The organism is Streptomyces sp. NPDC102283, assembly GCF_044766265.1.
Taxonomy (GTDB): Bacteria; Actinomycetota; Actinomycetes; order Streptomycetales; family Streptomycetaceae; genus Streptomyces.
This window is the reverse complement of record NZ_JBIWLQ010000004.1, coordinates 211,324-226,286: the sequence shown is the minus strand read 5'-3', so window position 1 is coordinate 226,286 and position 14,963 is coordinate 211,324. Positions and strand designations below refer to the sequence as shown.

General features: G+C 71.9%; 13 protein-coding genes. 10 read left to right on the top strand and 3 right to left on the bottom strand.

What is annotated here, in order from left to right; all coding sequences use genetic code 11:
- The first annotated feature begins 23 nt into the window (after window positions 1-23).
- From argC to ACIRJT_RS10225, 5 genes are read left to right on the top strand one after another with little or no spacing between them, the layout of a single operon-like run.
- Window positions 24-1,052 carry an N-acetyl-gamma-glutamyl-phosphate reductase gene (gene argC, locus ACIRJT_RS10245; protein WP_403906999.1) on the top strand — a complete coding sequence of 343 codons (1,029 nt, stop codon included), beginning with the start codon at window positions 24-26 and terminating at the stop codon, window positions 1,050-1,052.
- Window positions 1,049-2,203, top strand: a complete 1,155-nt coding sequence (argJ, locus tag ACIRJT_RS10240) for a bifunctional glutamate N-acetyltransferase/amino-acid acetyltransferase ArgJ (RefSeq protein WP_403906997.1) — start codon at window positions 1,049-1,051, stop codon at window positions 2,201-2,203. Before argC ends, argJ begins: the two co-directional genes overlap by 4 nt.
- Complete coding sequence (argB, locus tag ACIRJT_RS10235; RefSeq protein ID WP_403906994.1) at window positions 2,200-3,129, top strand: acetylglutamate kinase; 930 nt, start codon at window positions 2,200-2,202, stop codon at window positions 3,127-3,129. The genes argJ and argB overlap by 4 nt, the downstream gene beginning before the upstream one ends.
- Window positions 3,126-4,343, top strand: a complete 1,218-nt coding sequence (locus ACIRJT_RS10230) for an acetylornithine transaminase (protein ID WP_403906992.1) — start codon at window positions 3,126-3,128, stop codon at window positions 4,341-4,343. The genes argB and ACIRJT_RS10230 overlap by 4 nt, the downstream gene beginning before the upstream one ends.
- 25 nt (window positions 4,344-4,368) lie before the next feature.
- Window positions 4,369-4,905 carry an arginine repressor gene (locus ACIRJT_RS10225; protein ID WP_371622490.1) on the top strand — a complete coding sequence of 179 codons (537 nt, stop codon included), beginning with the start codon at window positions 4,369-4,371 and terminating at the stop codon, window positions 4,903-4,905.
- A gap of 10 nt (window positions 4,906-4,915) precedes the next feature.
- On the opposite strand, the gene ACIRJT_RS10220 is transcribed toward ACIRJT_RS10225, so the two are convergent.
- The gene (locus ACIRJT_RS10220) at window positions 4,916-5,617 is read right to left on the bottom strand and encodes a L,D-transpeptidase (protein ID WP_403906989.1); all 702 of its coding nucleotides are present in this window, start codon (window positions 5,615-5,617) and stop codon (window positions 4,916-4,918) included.
- Window positions 5,618-5,701: 84 nt separating this feature from the next.
- Entirely contained in the window at window positions 5,702-6,301 is a 600-nt protein-coding gene (locus ACIRJT_RS10215) for a pyridoxamine 5'-phosphate oxidase family protein (protein ID WP_403906987.1), read from the bottom strand.
- A 196-nt stretch (window positions 6,302-6,497) separates the two neighbouring features.
- On the opposite strand from ACIRJT_RS10215, the gene ACIRJT_RS10210 reads away from it, so the two are divergent.
- The 3 genes from ACIRJT_RS10210 (at window position 6,498) to ACIRJT_RS10200 (ending at window position 10,313) form a co-directional block, all read left to right on the top strand.
- A complete protein-coding gene (locus tag ACIRJT_RS10210; RefSeq protein ID WP_403906985.1) occupies window positions 6,498-7,691 on the top strand; it encodes an argininosuccinate synthase in 1,194 nt (397 codons plus the stop codon).
- A gap of 115 nt (window positions 7,692-7,806) precedes the next feature.
- Window positions 7,807-9,237 carry an argininosuccinate lyase gene (gene argH / locus ACIRJT_RS10205; RefSeq protein WP_403906983.1) on the top strand — a complete coding sequence of 477 codons (1,431 nt, stop codon included), beginning with the start codon at window positions 7,807-7,809 and terminating at the stop codon, window positions 9,235-9,237.
- Window positions 9,238-9,341: 104 nt separating this feature from the next.
- The gene (locus tag ACIRJT_RS10200; protein WP_403906980.1) at window positions 9,342-10,313 is read left to right on the top strand and encodes an aldo/keto reductase; all 972 of its coding nucleotides are present in this window, start codon (window positions 9,342-9,344) and stop codon (window positions 10,311-10,313) included.
- A gap of 26 nt (window positions 10,314-10,339) precedes the next feature.
- Here the strand turns inward: ACIRJT_RS10200 and helR are convergent, their stop codons facing one another.
- Window positions 10,340-12,505, bottom strand: a complete 2,166-nt coding sequence (helR, locus tag ACIRJT_RS10195; protein WP_403906978.1) for an RNA polymerase recycling motor ATPase HelR — start codon at window positions 12,503-12,505, stop codon at window positions 10,340-10,342.
- Window positions 12,506-12,792: 287 nt separating this feature from the next.
- On the opposite strand from helR, the gene ACIRJT_RS10190 reads away from it, so the two are divergent.
- The gene (locus ACIRJT_RS10190; protein WP_371622485.1) at window positions 12,793-13,344 is read left to right on the top strand and encodes a TetR/AcrR family transcriptional regulator; all 552 of its coding nucleotides are present in this window, start codon (window positions 12,793-12,795) and stop codon (window positions 13,342-13,344) included.
- Complete coding sequence (locus ACIRJT_RS10185; protein WP_403906975.1) at window positions 13,341-14,885, top strand: MFS transporter; 1,545 nt, start codon at window positions 13,341-13,343, stop codon at window positions 14,883-14,885. Before ACIRJT_RS10190 ends, ACIRJT_RS10185 begins: the two co-directional genes overlap by 4 nt.
- Window positions 14,886-14,963 lie beyond the last annotated feature (78 nt).

Genomic DNA, 14,963 nt, shown 5'->3' with positions numbered 1-14,963 from the left:
GCCATCAATCAGGAGGGTTACCGATGGTGGTACGAGCAGCAGTGGCAGGGGCGAGCGGCTACGCCGGCGGGGAGCTGCTCCGTCTCCTGCTGGCACACCCGGACATCGAGATCGGCGCCCTCACCGGGCACTCCAACGCCGGGCAGGCGCTCGGGTCGCTCCAGCCGCATCTGCGGCCCCTGGCCGACCGGGTGCTGGAACCCACCACCGCCGAGGCGCTCGCCGGCCACGACGTCGTCTTCCTGGCGCTTCCGCACGGGCAGTCCGCCGCCGTCGCCGAGCAGTTGGGGGAGGAGGTCCTCGTCGTCGACATGGGGGCCGACTTCCGGCTGAAGGACGCCGGTGACTGGGAGGCGTTCTACGGGTCCCCGCACGCCGGGACCTGGCCCTACGGGCTCCCCGAGCTGCCGGGCGGGCGGTCGGCGCTCGCCGGGTCCCGGCGCATCGCCGTGCCCGGGTGCTACCCGACCGCCGTGTCCCTCGCGCTCTTCCCGGCGTACGGGGCCGGTCTCGCCGAGCCGGAGGCCGTGATCGTCGCCGCGTCGGGCACCTCCGGGGCGGGCAAGGCGGCCAAGCCGCATCTGCTCGGCTCCGAGGTGATGGGCAACATGACCCCGTACGGCGTCGGCGGCGGGCACCGCCACACGCCCGAGATGATCCAGAACCTCAGCGCCGCCGCCGGCGAACCGGTCACCGTCTCCTTCACGCCCACCCTCGCGCCCATGCCGCGCGGCATCCTCGCCACGTGCAGCGCGAAGGCGAGGCCCGGCGTGAGCGCCGAGAGCCTTCGCGAGGTGTACGAGAAGGCGTTCGCGGACGAGCCGTTCGTGGACCTGCTGCCCGAGGGGCAGTGGCCCGCCACCGCCGCGGTGTACGGCTCCAACGCCGTACAGGTCCAGGTCGCGTACGACGCGGCGGCGGGGCGGATCGTCGTGATCAGCGCCATCGACAACCTCGCCAAGGGCACCGCGGGCGGCGCCCTCCAGAGCATGAACATCGCCCTCGGACTCCCCGAGGACACCGGACTTTCGACGATCGGAGTGGCACCGTGAGCGTCACGGCAGCACAGGGGTTCTCCGCGGCGGGCATCGCCGCGGGAATCAAGGAGAGCGGCAACCCGGACCTGGCCCTCGTGGTCAACGACGGGCCGCGTCGCGCCGCCGCGGGCGTCTTCACCTCCAACCGCGTCAAGGCCGCCCCGGTGCTCTGGTCGGAGCAGGTCCTCAAGGGCGGCGAGGTCACCGCCGTCGTCCTCAACTCCGGTGGAGCCAACGCCTGTACGGGCCCCCAGGGCTTCCAGGACACCCACGCCACCGCCGAGAAGGCCGCCGAGGTGCTGAAGGGCCACAGCGCGGGCGAGATCGCCGTCGCCTCCACCGGGCTCATCGGTCTTCTGCTCCCCATGGACAAGCTGCTCCCCGGCATCGAGCAGGCCGCCGCCGCCCTCAGCGAGCACGGCGGCGAGAAGGCCGCCATCGCCATCAAGACCACCGACACCGTGCACAAGACGGCCGTCGCGGGCGGCGAGGGCTGGACCGTCGGCGGCATGGCCAAGGGCGCGGGCATGCTCGCCCCGGGCCTGGCCACCATGCTCGTCGTCCTCACCACCGACGCGGATGTCGAGAGCCCCGCGCTGGACGCCGCCCTGCGCGGGGCCACCCGGACCACCTTCGACCGGGTCGACTCCGACGGCTGCATGTCCACCAACGACACCGTGCTGCTGCTGGCCTCCGGCGCCAGCGGCATCACCCCGGAACAGGGCGAGTTCGCCGAGGCCGTACGGGTCGTCTGCGCGGACCTGGCCCGGCAGCTCATCGGCGACGCCGAGGGCGCGTCCAAGGACATCCGGATCGAGGTGATCAACGCGGCCACCGAGGACGACGCCGTCGAGGTCGGCCGGTCCATCGCCCGCAACAACCTCCTCAAGTGCGCCATCCACGGCGAGGACCCCAACTGGGGCCGCGTCCTCTCCGCCATCGGCACCACGAAGGCCGCCTTCGAGCCGGACCGGCTCAACGTCGCCATCAACGACGTCTGGGTCTGCAAGGGCGGCAGCGTGGGCGAGGACCGCGAACTCGTCGACATGCGCTACCGGGAGGTCAGGATCACCGCCGACCTCGCCGCCGGCACCGAGTCGGCCGTCATCTGGGCCAACGACCTCACCGCGGACTACGTCCACGAGAACAGCGCGTACAGCTCATGAGCACCGCGCGGAAGCACACCGCACTCCCGAAGGCACAGATCCTCATCGAGGCGCTGCCCTGGCTGACCCGGCACCACGGCAGGACCGTCGTCATCAAGTTCGGCGGCAACGCCATGATCGACGAGGAGCTGAAGGCGGCCTTCGCCCAGGACGTCGTCTTCCTGCGGCACGCCGGCCTCAAGCCCGTCGTCGTGCACGGCGGCGGCCCGCAGATCAGTGCCCAGCTCGACAAGCAGGGCCTGGTCAGCGAGTTCAAGGCCGGGCTGCGGGTCACCACCCCCGAGGCGATGGACGTCGTCCGGATGGTGCTCGCCGGACAGGTCCAGCGCGAGCTGGTCGGCCTCCTCAACCAGCACGGCCCCCTCGCCGTCGGCATGACCGGCGAGGACGCCCACACCATCACCGCCACCCAGCACCGGCCCACCATCGACGGCGAGCTTGTCGACATCGGCCGGGTCGGCGAGATCACCGCCATCGACACCGGGGCCATCCAGGCGCTGCTGGACGACGGCCGCATCCCGGTCATCTCCTCCATCGCCCGCTCCGCCGACGACCACCACGTCTACAACGTCAACGCCGACACCGCGGCCGCCGCGCTCGCCGCCGCCCTGAACGCCGAGACTCTGATGGTCCTCACCGACGTCGAAGGGCTCTACGAGGACTGGCCCAACAGCGACGACGTCATCAGCCGGCTCACCGCGAGCCAGCTGGAGAAGCTGCTGCCCGAGCTGTCCAGCGGCATGGTCCCCAAGATGCAGGGCTGTCTGCACGCCGTGCGCAACGGCGTCGAGACCGCTCGCGTCATCGACGGCCGCGTCCAGCACTCGATCCTGCTGGAGATCTTCACCGACGAGGGCATCGGCACGATGGTCGTGCCCGACGCCCCCATCGACGTACACACAGGGCCTGAACAGGGGAAATCATGAGCGGCACAGAGACTGTCACAGAGACTGCGGGACTCACCCAGCGGTGGCAGGGCGCGCTGATGGACAACTACGGCACGCCCCGGCTGCCGCTCGTCCGCGGCGAGGGCGCCTACGTCTGGGACGAGGAAGGCACCCGCCACCTCGACTTCGTCGGCGGTATCGCGGTCAACGCCCTCGGCCACGCCCACCCCGCCGTCGTCGAGGCCGTCTCCACCCAGATCGCCTCCCTGGGACACGTGTCGAACCTGTTCATCGCCGAGCCGCCCGTCGCGCTCGCCGAGCGGCTGCTCCAGCTGTTCGGCCGTCAGGGGCGGGTCTTCTTCGCCAACTCCGGCGCGGAGGCCAACGAGGCCGCCTTCAAGATCGGCCGGCTCACGGGACGCCGCCACATGGTGGCCACCGACGGCGGCTTCCACGGCCGGACGATGGGCGCGCTCGCCCTCACCGGCCAGCCCGGGAAGCAGGAGCCCTTCCGCCCGCTGCCCGGTGACGTCACCCATGTGCCGTACGGGGACGCCGACGCGCTGCGGGCAGCGGTGACCACCGACACCGCGCTGGTCATCATCGAGCCGACGCAGGGCGAGAACGGCGTCGTCGTCCCGCCCGAGGGCTATCTGGAGGCCGCCCGGGAGATCACCCGGGCGACCGGCACCCTGCTCGTCCTGGACGAGGTCCAGACAGGCATCGGCCGGTGCGGCCAGTGGTTCGAGCACCAGGCCCACCAGGGCGTCGAGCCGGACATCGTCACCCTCGCCAAGGGACTCGGCGGCGGTCTGCCGATCGGCGCGACGGTCGCCTTCGGAGCGGCGGCCGACCTGCTGAAGCCGGGGCACCACGGCACGACGTTCGGCGGCAACCCGGTCGCCTGCGCCGCCGGACTCGCCGTCATCGACACCCTCGCGGCCGACGGCGTGCTCGCCGACGTCAAACGGCTCGGGGAGAGGATCCGCGACGGCGTGGAGGGGTTGGGACACCCGCTGGTCTCCCACGTCCGCGGCTCGGGTCTGCTGCTGGGTATCGTGCTCACCGGACCCCTCGCACCGCAGGTGCAGCAGGCGGCCCAGGGAGCCGGCCTCCTGGTGAACGCGCCCGCCCCCGATGTCGTACGGCTCATGCCGCCGCTGATCATCGGTGACGCGGAGGTGGACGCGTTCCTGGAGATCCTGCCGAGCGCTCTCGACGCGGCATACGGGGACGGACGATCCGGAGCATGACCCTCCGGAGAATGAGGCGACGACGATGACCGAGGCGCAGGAATCCGAGCACGGCGGGCCGTCCGTGCCGCAGACCCGCACCGCCCGCCACCGCCGGATCGTGGACATCCTGAACCGGCAGCCGGTCCGCTCGCAGAGCCAGCTGGCCAAGCTCCTCGCCGACGACGGGCTGAGCGTCACCCAGGCGACGCTCTCCCGGGACCTCGACGAGCTGGGCGCGGTGAAGATCCGCAACACCGGCGGCGAGCTGATCTACGCGGTGCCGAGCGAGGGCGGATTCCGCACCCCGCAGGCCCCGCTCGGCGGCTCGGCCAAGGAAGAGCGGATGCGCCGGCTCTCGGCCGAACTGCTCATCTCGGCGGAGGCCTCGGCCAACCTCGTGGTGCTGCGCACTCCGCCGGGTGCGGCCCAGTTCCTCGCCTCGGCCATCGACCAGGCCGAACTGCACGACATCCTCGGCACCATCGCGGGCGACGACACGCTGATGCTCATCAGCCGCGACCCGAACGGTGGCAAGGCGCTCGCCGACCATCTGCTGAGGCTCGCTCAGAACGACCGCTGATCATCCCTGTTCAGTAGCGCGTGATCGCGGTCGGGCCCGAAGAGGTGCCGACCGCGATGTGCGGTTCGCGCTCCGGGTCCGCCCAGGCGAGGATCTCCGCCATGGCGGCGGCCGGGACCGAGACGCAGCCGGCCGTCGCCCCGCGCCCGTTCACGTGCAGGAAGATGCCCGCCCCCCTGCCGCGCACCGGACGGTCGTAGTTGAACCCGATCACCAGCGCGCGGGCGTACTGCGTGCCGTAGGAGACCAGGTGCTCGGCCTCCGCCGCCCGGCAGTCCGCCGGACGCGGTTCCACCCAGCGGTTGTACGCGCGCGCGTCGTTGTCCTGGCACCACCAGGAGTCCTCGGTGACCTCGCGGTAGGGGTACGTCGTGCCGGCCGGGGCGTCCTCGATGCCGAAGGCGTACGGCAGGTCGTACAGCCCGGTGGGCGTGGTGCCGGTGCCCTGCTCCCGGGTCGCCCCCTCGGCCAGCCCGCCTTCCCCGAACCGGGCGGGCGCCGAACCGGCCTCCGTCCATCTGCCCCCGCGCCGCTCCCACCACGTCACGGTCCCGGTCGTGGAGCCGGTGTCCTGGGCCTCGGCGGTGATCAGCTGGGAGCCGCCGCCCGTGTCCGCCAGCCGGTCCGGCAGGGACGGGGCGTCGGTGGGCCCGGCCCCGAGGGAGCCGGCCAGGGCGAGGAGTACGGCGGCGGTCACCAGTGATCTGCGCATGCTCCGGACCGTACGGCGGTCGGCGGGCACGCCCCACCGGACCTGCTCCGTACGGCCCAGCGGCTCACTCCGGACGGGACGGGCTCACTTCGGGAGCGCGGCAGGCAGGGGCGGCAGCGGGAGCGGCAGCCCCGGCAGCCCGTCGATGCTCGTCGCGATGTCCTCCTTCTTCGCGAAGTAGGCGCTGAGGCTCTCGTCGTCGTCGCGCTGGAACCGGTCCGCGTGCAGCGTGCGGTCCTCGTCGTAGCTCAGGAACGGCACGCCGAACCCACAGGTGTCGCGGATCAGTTCGGCGGTCACCACGATGATCGCGCGCAGTCCGTGCGGGGCCGGGTCGACGCCGGGGAAGCGGGCGAGGAGCCCGGGGAAACGGGGGTCGTCGCGGAAGACCGGCTCACCGCGGCCGTGCACGCGCACGATGTTCGGCGGCCCCTGGAAGGCGCACCACATCAGGGTGATGCGTCCGTTCTCCCGGAGGTGGGCGACGGTCTCGGCGTTGCTCCCGGCGAAGTCCAGGTAGGCGACGGTCCGCTCGTCGAGGACGGTGAAGGAGCCGGTCAGGCCCTTGGGGGAGAGGTTCACCGTGCCGTCGGAGTCCAGCGGGGCGGTGGCCGTGAAGAAGATGCGCTGTTCCTCGATGAAGGTTCTGAGCCGTCCGTCGATGCGTTCGTGCGTTTTTCCCATGAGGCGATTATCGGCCTCCGGCGAGGGTGCTGAGCAGCGCGTTTCATCATCCGGACCCCGGCCCCGCGGTGCCGCTCCGCTTCCCGGCTCTGCCGCCCGTATGGCCAGGCGTACCACCCTGACCTGCTGTTTTGACAAACAATACAGAGGACTGCATAGTTATACCCATCAGTGATTGCACCGTAAGGAGAAACCCGTGACCGAGCGCGTCGTACTCGCCTACTCGGGCGGCCTGGACACCTCCGTCGCCATCGGCTGGATCGCCGAGGAGACGGGCGCCGAGGTCATCGCCGTTGCCGTGGACGTCGGCCAGGGCGGCGAGGACCTGGACGTCATCCGCAAGCGCGCGCTCGCCTGCGGTGCCGTCGAAGCCGAGGTCGCGGACGCCAAGGACGAGTTCGCCGAGGAGTACTGCCTCCCGGCGATCAAGGCCAATGCCCTCTACATGGACCGCTACCCGTTGGTCTCGGCCCTCTCCCGGCCGACGATCGTCAAGCACCTCGTCGCCGCCGCGCACAAGCACAACGCCGGGATCGTCGCCCACGGCTGCACCGGCAAGGGCAACGACCAGGTCCGCTTCGAGGCCGGCATCTCCGCGCTCGGCCCCGATCTGAAGTGCATCGCCCCGGTCCGCGACTACGCGATGACCCGGGACAAGGCGATCGCCTTCTGCGAGGAGAAGAACCTCCCGATCGCGACCACCAAGAAGTCCCCGTACTCCATCGACCAGAACGTCTTCGGGCGCGCCGTCGAGACGGGCTTCCTGGAGGACATCTGGAACGCGCCGATCGAGGACATCTACGAGTACACCGAGAACCCCGCCGCCCAGCGCGAGGCCGACGAGGTCGTCATCTCCTTCAAGGAGGGCGTGCCCGTCGCCATCGACGGCCGTCCCGTCACCGTCCTCCAGGCGATCCAGCAGCTCAACGAGCGGGCCGGCGCGCAGGGCGTCGGCCGGATCGACATGGTCGAGGACCGGCTCGTGGGCATCAAGTCCCGCGAGGTGTACGAGGCGCCCGGCGCCATCGCGCTGATCACCGCCCACCAGGAGTTGGAGAACGTCACCGTCGAGCGCGAGCTGGCCCGCTACAAGCGGCAGGTCGAGCAGCGCTGGGGCGAGATGGTCTACGACGGCCTGTGGTTCTCCCCGCTGAAGCGCGCCCTGGACGGCTTCATCAACGAGGCCAACCAGCACGTCACCGGCGACATCCGGATGACCCTGCACGGCGGCCGCGCCGTCGTCACCGGCCGGAAGTCCGAGGAGTCGCTGTACGACTTCAACCTCGCCACCTACGACTCGGGCGACACCTTCGACCAGTCCAAGGCGCAGGGCTTCATCGAGATCTTCGGCCTCTCCTCCAAGATCGCGGCCAAGCGCGACCTCGCCTGACCCTCCCTCGTTGTACAGCCGCCTCCCCGTCGTCACGCGGCAGGGAGGCGGCCGCATATCCGCACCTTGGCCCACGTCCTGGCCTTTGCCTTCGCCTTTTCTTGAGGAGCACGCAGTGAGCAGCAACAACGGTGACGTCCGGCTCTGGGGCGCGCGTTTCGCCGACGGACCGGCCGAGGCGCTGGCCAAGCTGTCCGCGTCCGTCCACTTCGACTGGCGGCTCGCCCCGTACGACATCGCCGGCTCCCGCGCCCACGCACGCGTCCTCAACAAGGCGGGCCTGCTCAGCGAGGACGAGCTGAGCCGGATGCTCGCCGGGCTCGACCAGCTCGAAGCCGACGTCGCGGACGGCTCCTTCACCGGGACCATCGCCGACGAGGACGTCCACACCGCGCTGGAGCGCGGGCTGCTGGAGCGCCTCGGCGCCGACCTCGGCGGCAAACTGCGGGCCGGGCGGTCGCGGAACGACCAGATCGCCACGCTCTTCCGGATGTACCTGCGTGACCACGCCCGGACCATCGGCGGCCTGATCGCCGACCTCCAGGGCGCCCTGGTCGGCCTCGCCGAGGCCCACGCGGACGTCGCGATGCCCGGCCGCACCCACCTCCAGCACGCCCAGCCCGTCCTCTTCGCCCACCACGTGCTCGCCCACGTCCAGTCCCTGTCCAGGGACGCCGAGCGGCTGCGCCAGTGGGACGAGCGCACCGCCGTCTCCCCGTACGGCTCCGGGGCGCTCGCCGGATCCTCGCTCGGGCTCGACCCGGAGGCGGTCGCAGCCGACCTCGGGTTCGAGCACGGTTCGGTCGCCAACTCCATCGACGGCACCGCCTCGCGGGACTTCGTCGCGGAGTTCGCCTTCATCACCGCGATGATCGGTGTGAACCTCTCCCGGATCGCGGAGGAGGTCATCATCTGGAACACGAAGGAGTTCTCCTTCGTCACCCTGCACGACGCCTTCTCCACCGGCTCCTCGATCATGCCGCAGAAGAAGAACCCGGACATCGCGGAGCTGGCCCGGGGCAAGTCCGGCCGCCTCATCGGCAACCTGACCGGCCTGCTCGCCACGCTCAAGGCGCTCCCGCTCGCCTACAACCGCGACCTCCAGGAGGACAAGGAGCCCGTCTTCGACTCCTGCGACCAGCTGGAGGTCCTGCTCCCCGCCTTCACCGGGATGATGGCCACCCTCACCGTCAACCGCGAGCGCATGGAGGAGCTGGCCCCCGCGGGCTTCTCGCTCGCGACCGACATCGCGGAATGGCTGGTCAAGCAGGGCGTCCCGTTCCGGGTGGCGCACGAGGTGGCCGGCGCCTGCGTCAAGGAGTGCGAGCGGGGCGGCATCGAGCTCGACCAGCTCACCGACGAGCAGTTCGCCACGATCTCCGAGCACCTCACCCCCGAGGTCCGTACGGTGCTCAACGTGCGGGGCGCCCTCGCCTCCCGCGACGGCCGCGGTGGAACGGCCCCCTCCGCCGTCGCCGTACAGCTCGCCGAGGTGAAGGAAGACCTCGCCGCCCAGCACGCCTGGGCGACCGCCCGCCGGCGGTAACGCCGGTCAGACGCGCACGGGAGCCGTGCCGCACCGGATGGACGAAGAGCATCGCGGGCTCACCGGGGTAGGAGTTACCGAAACCCGACCCCGAGGAGCCCGCGATGCCCTTCGCCGCCCTGGCCGCCGCGACGACCCCGACCGCCCACATCGGGCTGGGCCTTGCCGCCGTCGGGAGGCCCGGCTACATCAATCTCCACCGAGACCGGGACCTGCCCGCCGACCGCGACCCCGACGCCCTGCGCGCCCGCACCCACGAACTGCTGGACGCCGCCTACGCCCAGGGCGTCCGGTACGTCGACACCGCCCGCTCCTACGGCCGCGCCGAGGAGTTCCTGGGGGAGTGGCTGGACGCCCGGCCCTCGTTCACCGACCTCGTCGTCGGCAGCAAGTGGGGGTACACCTACACCGCCGACTGGGACGTCGAGGCCGAGGAACACGAGGTCAAGGACCACGGCCTCGCCACCTTCGAGCGCCAGTACGCCGAGACCCGCGCCCTCCTCGGCGACCGCCTCAGCCTCTACCAGGTCCACTCGGTCACCCCGGACAGCCCGGCGCTCACCGACAAGGAACTGCTCGGCCGCCTCGCCGCCCTGGCCGCCGACGGCGTCACCGTCGGCCTCTCCACCAGCGGGCCCGCCCAGGCCGACGCGATCCGGGCCGCCCTCGCCGTCACGGTCGACGGCGAGCCCCTCTTCCGTACGGTCCAGGCCACCTACAACGCCCTGGAGACCTCGGCCGCGCCGGCGCTCGCCGAGGCCCACGACGCCGGGCTCACCGTGATCGTCAAGGAGGGCATGGCCAACGGACGCCTCGCCGGGGACGAGGCTCCCGCCGTGTTCCAGGAGATCGCCGCCGCCGCGGGCGTGGGCGGCGACGCGGTCGCCCTGGCGCTGGTCCTGCACCAGCCCTGGGCGGGCGTCGTGCTCTCCGGCGCGGCCACGGTGGGCCAGCTCTCCGGCAATCTGCACGCCGCCGTCGTCGACCTGGACGACGAGCAGCGGGCCGGCCTCGACGCCCTGGTCGAGGACCCGGAGTCCTACTGGCGGCACCGGGCAGGACTGCCCTGGCACTGAAAGCCCGCCCACAGCCCCGGCCGGCCTCAGGAGCTCGTCAGGACGACGAGTTCCCGGGTCGACCGGGTCATCGCGACATAGCGGTCCACCGCCCCCTCGACGCCCGCACCGAATCTCTCCGGGTCGACGAGGACGACCAGGTCGAACTCCAGGCCCTTCGACAGCTCCGGGGTCAGCGACCGCACGCGGGGCGTCGCCCGGAACGCGGGGTCGCCGATGACACAGGCGATCCCGTCGTCGTGCGCGGCGAGCCAGTCGGCGAGGACGGTGACCAGGTCCCCGGCAGGGCCGTACCTGACGGGGATGCCACTGCCGCGCACGGAGACCGGCACATTGGCGTCGGGGAGCACGGCCCGGACCTCCGGCTCCGCCTGAGCCATGATCTCCTCCGGCGTCCGGTAGTTGATGGTCAGGGACGCCAGGGTGATCCGGTCGAGCCCGACCCGCTCCAACCGCTCCCGCCACGACTCGGTGAACCCGTGCCGGGCCTGCGCGCGGTCCCCGACGACGGTGAAGCTCCGGGACGGGCACCGCTGGAGCAGCATGTGCCACTGGGCGTCGGTCAGTTCCTGTGCCTCGTCCACGACGATGTGCGCGAACGGCCCGGCCAGCAGGTCGGGCTCGGCTCCGCTCGGCGGGTCGGCGGTGGCCAGGGACTCCCGGAGATCCGCCCCGCGCAGCATCATCAGCGCACCCTCGCCGTCCGCGTCCGCGTCGGCCAGGGTCTCGTCCGCGAGCAGGCTCTCGACGACCCGGTCCATCTGCTCCCGCTCGGCGGCGGCCGCGGCCCGGTGACGGCGCAAGCGCCGGGACGCCTCCGGATCGCCGAGCCGCTGCCGTGCCGCGTCCAGGAGAGGCAGGTCGGACACCGTCCAGGCCAGGGCGTCCGGGCGCTGCAACCGCCCGACCTCCTCCGAGGTCAGCCAGGGGGCGCACTGACGCAGATAGGCGGGTACGGACCAGAGGTCGCCGACCAGGTCGGCCGCCTCGACCAGCGGCCAGGCGCGGTCGAAGAGGGCGAACAGCTCCCGGTTCCGCCGCAGCGAGGCGCGCAGGTGTTCCTCCGGGGCGTCGCCGTCGTGCTTGTCCACGAGGATGGTGAGCAGCTCCTCCCAGATCTCCTCCCGTGCCTCGTTGTGCGGTGTGCCCGGGTCCGCGGCCCCGAACGCCGCCGCCCAGTCGGCGGCGCTCAGCCAGATGTCGGACCAGTGTGTCCGAACCCGTACGCCCGTGGCGGGCGGCTCCTCGTAGAACCGGACGGCCGGCCCGATCGCCTTCACCAGGTCCGCCGACGCCTTCAGCCGCGCCACCTCCGGGTCGGTCTCGGCGCCCGCCGCCGCTCCCTCGGCGACCAGGTCCCGCAGGGTGCACGTCTGCACGCCCTCCTCCCCGAGGCCGGGCAGGACATCGGCGACGTACGCCAGGTAGGGCTCGTGCGGTCCGACGAACAGCACGCCACCGCGGCGGTGGCCGAGGCGCGGGTCGGAGTACAGGAGATACGCCGAGCGGTGCAGGGCGACGACGGTCTTCCCGGTGCCGGGCCCGCCGTCGACGACGAGCGTGCCCCGGGAGCCCGCCCGGATGACGGCGTCCTGGTCGGCCTGGATGGTGCCCAGCACATCGCGCATCCGGGCCGACCGGTTGCCGCCGAGACTGGCGATGAACGCGGACTGGTCATCCAGCGCGGCATGCCCGGCGAAGCCCTCCGGGGCGAACACCTCGTCCCAGTAGTCGCTGATCCGGCCGTCGGTCCAGCGGTAGCGGCGGCGGCTCGCGAGGCCCATCGGATCGGCGTGGGTGGCTCCGAAGAACGCCTCGGCGGCGGGGGAGCGCCAGTCGAGCAGCAGGCGGCGGCCCGTGCTGTCGGTCAGCCCGAGCCGTCCCACGTACAGCGGGCCGGAGCCGTCCGCGGCGACCATGTGCCCGAGGCACAGGTCGAGCCCGAACCGGCGCAGGGCGCGCAGTCGGCCGGTCAGCCGGTGGATCTCCGCATCGCGGTCCATCGCCTGCCGGCTCGCCCCGCCGGGCGCCCTGCGTTCGGCCGCGAGCCGGTCGGTCAGCTCGGTGATCGACTGTTCCAGGCAGTGGGCGATGGCCGCGAAGTGCTGCTCGTCATCCGCGATCAGCGCCGGGTCGGCCTTGGGGGAGAGGCGGTCGGGGAGGTCGAACGCGCTGGTGGTCAGGGGTGTCACGGCATCGGTTCCGATCTGCGGTGCGTACGGGGGCGGCGTCCCGTACGGGCTACGGCGGACGATTCTGCGGCAGACGGGGGGCCTTGCCGCAAGGCCCCCCGTGCGCTATAAGTTGAGAGTGGCAAGGAGTGGGTTCACCTCCGGCCACTTTTTGTTTCCCGCCTCGCGACCTGCCTCCCGCCTCGCGACCTGTCCCGCCTTCACTCTGCGTTTCGCCCTCCCCGCCTCCTGCGCGCCCACACCCTCCCGATGAGACGAACTTGTCTCAGATGGTTTATGGTCGTCTCATGACTCTCGATCGTGAGCAGGTGCTGCGCAGCGCCGCCGCCCTGCTGACCCGCAAATCGACCGCCACCATGGACGAGGTCGCCCGGGCGGCGGGCATCGGCCGGGCCACCCTCCACCGCCACTTCGCCGGGCGCGACGCCCTGGTGAGGGCGCTGGAGAGTCTCGGCATCCAGGAGTTCGAGGCGGCCCTGGACGCCGCCCGGCTCGACGAGGACACCTCCGAGGAGGGGCTGCGCCGCCTCATCGCGGCCGTCGAGCCCAGCGCCGGACTGCTGTCCTTCCTCGTCAACGAGAACCAGCTCTTCGAGGGCGACGAGGTCAACGAGGGATGGAACCGGGCCGACGCCCGCGTCTCCGCCTTCTTCCGCCGCGGCCAGGAACGCGGCGAGTTCCGTATCGACCTCACCCCCGCCTGGCTGACGGAGGCCCTCTACGGGCTCGTCGGCACCGGCGCCTGGGCCGTCCAGGCGGGACGGGTCGCCGCACAGGATTTCCAACACATGATCGTCGAGTTGCTGCTCGGCGGAGCACGGCGGAGCGTGGAGCAATGACCGGCATCGACCAGAGCCAGCACACCGCGGACGCCGTACGCCGCCCGGGGCGGTGGATCGCGCTCGCCGTCCTCGTCCTCGCCGTGCTGCTGGTGGCCGTGGACGCGACCGTCCTCGGTCTCGCCACCCCGTTCCTCAGCGAGGACCTCGAACCGACCGGCACCCAGCTCCTCTGGATCGGCGACGTCTACTCCTTCGTCATCGCCGGCCTGCTCGTCTCGATGGGCAGCCTCGGCGACCGGATCGGCCGCAAGAAGCTGCTACTGATCGGCGCCGTCGCGTTCGGCGCGGTCTCCGTGCTCAACGCGTACGCGACCACGCCCGAGATGATGATCGTGGCCCGGGCGCTGCTCGGTGTCGCGGGCGCCACTCTGATGCCGTCCACCCTGGCCCTGATCCGCAACCTCTTCCACGACCCGCGCGAGCGCAGCCTCGCCATCGGGATCTGGGGCGCGATGGCCTCGGCGGGCGCGGCCGTCGGCCCGGTCGTCGGTGGGTTCCTGCTCGAACACTTCTGGTGGGGTTCGGTCTTCCTCATCAACCTGCCCGTGATGGCCGTCCTCGTCGTCGTCGGCGTCAAGCTGATCCCCGAGTCCAAGAACCCGGCTCCCGGCCCGTGGGACATGCTCAGCGTCGGGCTCTCCCTGGTCGGCATGATCGGTGTCGTGTACGCCATCAAGGAGGCGGCCGCGCACGGGGTGAGCTGGGAGGCCGGGGCGGCGGCCGTGCTCGGCGTCGGCGCGCTCACCTGGTTCGTCCGCAGGCAACTGCGGCTGCCCGCGCCCCTGCTGGACATGCGGCTCTTCCACCACCGGGGCTTCTCCGGCGCGGTCCTCGCCGACCTGCTGACCATTCTCGGCCTGTCGGGCCTGGTCTTCTTCCTCTCCCAGTTCCTGCAACTGGTGCAGGGCCGGGGGCCGCTGGAGGCGGGACTCGCCGAACTGCCCGCCGCCATCGGCGCGGTGACCGCGGGTCTGCTGGCAGGGTTCGCCGCCCGCCGCTTCTCGGTCCGCTCCGTGGTCTCGGGCGGCCTGGCCGCGGTCGGACTGGCCCTGGGCAGTGTGACCCTGCTCGACCAGAACACCGGCTATCCGCTGCTCGGCTCCATGCTGCTGGTCGTCGGCGTCGGCGCGGGCTTCGCCTTCACCGTCACCGCCGACGTGATCCTCTCCAGCGTCCCGAAGGAGCAGGCGGGCTCCGCGTCCGCCGTCTCCGAGACCGCGTACGAACTGGGCGCGGCCCTCGGCATCGCCCTGCTCGGCTCCATCGTCACCGGCGTCTACCGGGGCTTCCCGACCCCGTCCGGCATCCCCGCCGACATCGAGTCGGCCGCCCACGAGTCACTGGGCGGGGCGGTCGAGGCCGCCGGGGCGCTGCCCGCCGCCCAGGCCGGGCCACTGGTCTCGGCGGCCCAGGACGCGTTCGTCGACGGACTGCGGTCCGCCGCGGGCGTCGGCGCGTCGGTTCTGCTGGCGGCGGCGGTCGCGTCCTGGTTCCTGCTGCGGGGCCAGAAGCTGGAGGACGGCGTCGAGCACCCGTAGGCCGTACGGAGCGGAGAAGGGCCCGCACCCCCGAGGGGGTGCGGGCCCTTCTCCGTGGCCGCCCGGTGAGGCAGCAGG

What these genes read in the sequence shown, in the direction of transcription:
- argC (WP_403906999.1), top strand. Translation starts at nt 24, where the DNA reads ATGGTGGTACGAGCAGCAGTGGCAGGGGCGAGCGGCTACGCCGGCGGG.
- argB (WP_403906994.1), top strand. Translation starts at nt 2,200, where the DNA reads ATGAGCACCGCGCGGAAGCACACCGCACTCCCGAAGGCACAGATCCTC.
- ACIRJT_RS10230 (WP_403906992.1), top strand. Translation starts at nt 3,126, where the DNA reads ATGAGCGGCACAGAGACTGTCACAGAGACTGCGGGACTCACCCAGCGG.
- ACIRJT_RS10225 (WP_371622490.1), top strand. Translation starts at nt 4,369, where the DNA reads ATGACCGAGGCGCAGGAATCCGAGCACGGCGGGCCGTCCGTGCCGCAG.
- ACIRJT_RS10220 (WP_403906989.1), bottom strand. Translation starts at nt 5,617, where the DNA reads ATGCGCAGATCACTGGTGACCGCCGCCGTACTCCTCGCCCTGGCCGGC.
- ACIRJT_RS10215 (WP_403906987.1), bottom strand. Translation starts at nt 6,301, where the DNA reads ATGGGAAAAACGCACGAACGCATCGACGGACGGCTCAGAACCTTCATC.
- ACIRJT_RS10200 (WP_403906980.1), top strand. Translation starts at nt 9,342, where the DNA reads ATGCCCTTCGCCGCCCTGGCCGCCGCGACGACCCCGACCGCCCACATC.
- ACIRJT_RS10190 (WP_371622485.1), top strand. Translation starts at nt 12,793, where the DNA reads ATGACTCTCGATCGTGAGCAGGTGCTGCGCAGCGCCGCCGCCCTGCTG.
- ACIRJT_RS10185 (WP_403906975.1), top strand. Translation starts at nt 13,341, where the DNA reads ATGACCGGCATCGACCAGAGCCAGCACACCGCGGACGCCGTACGCCGC.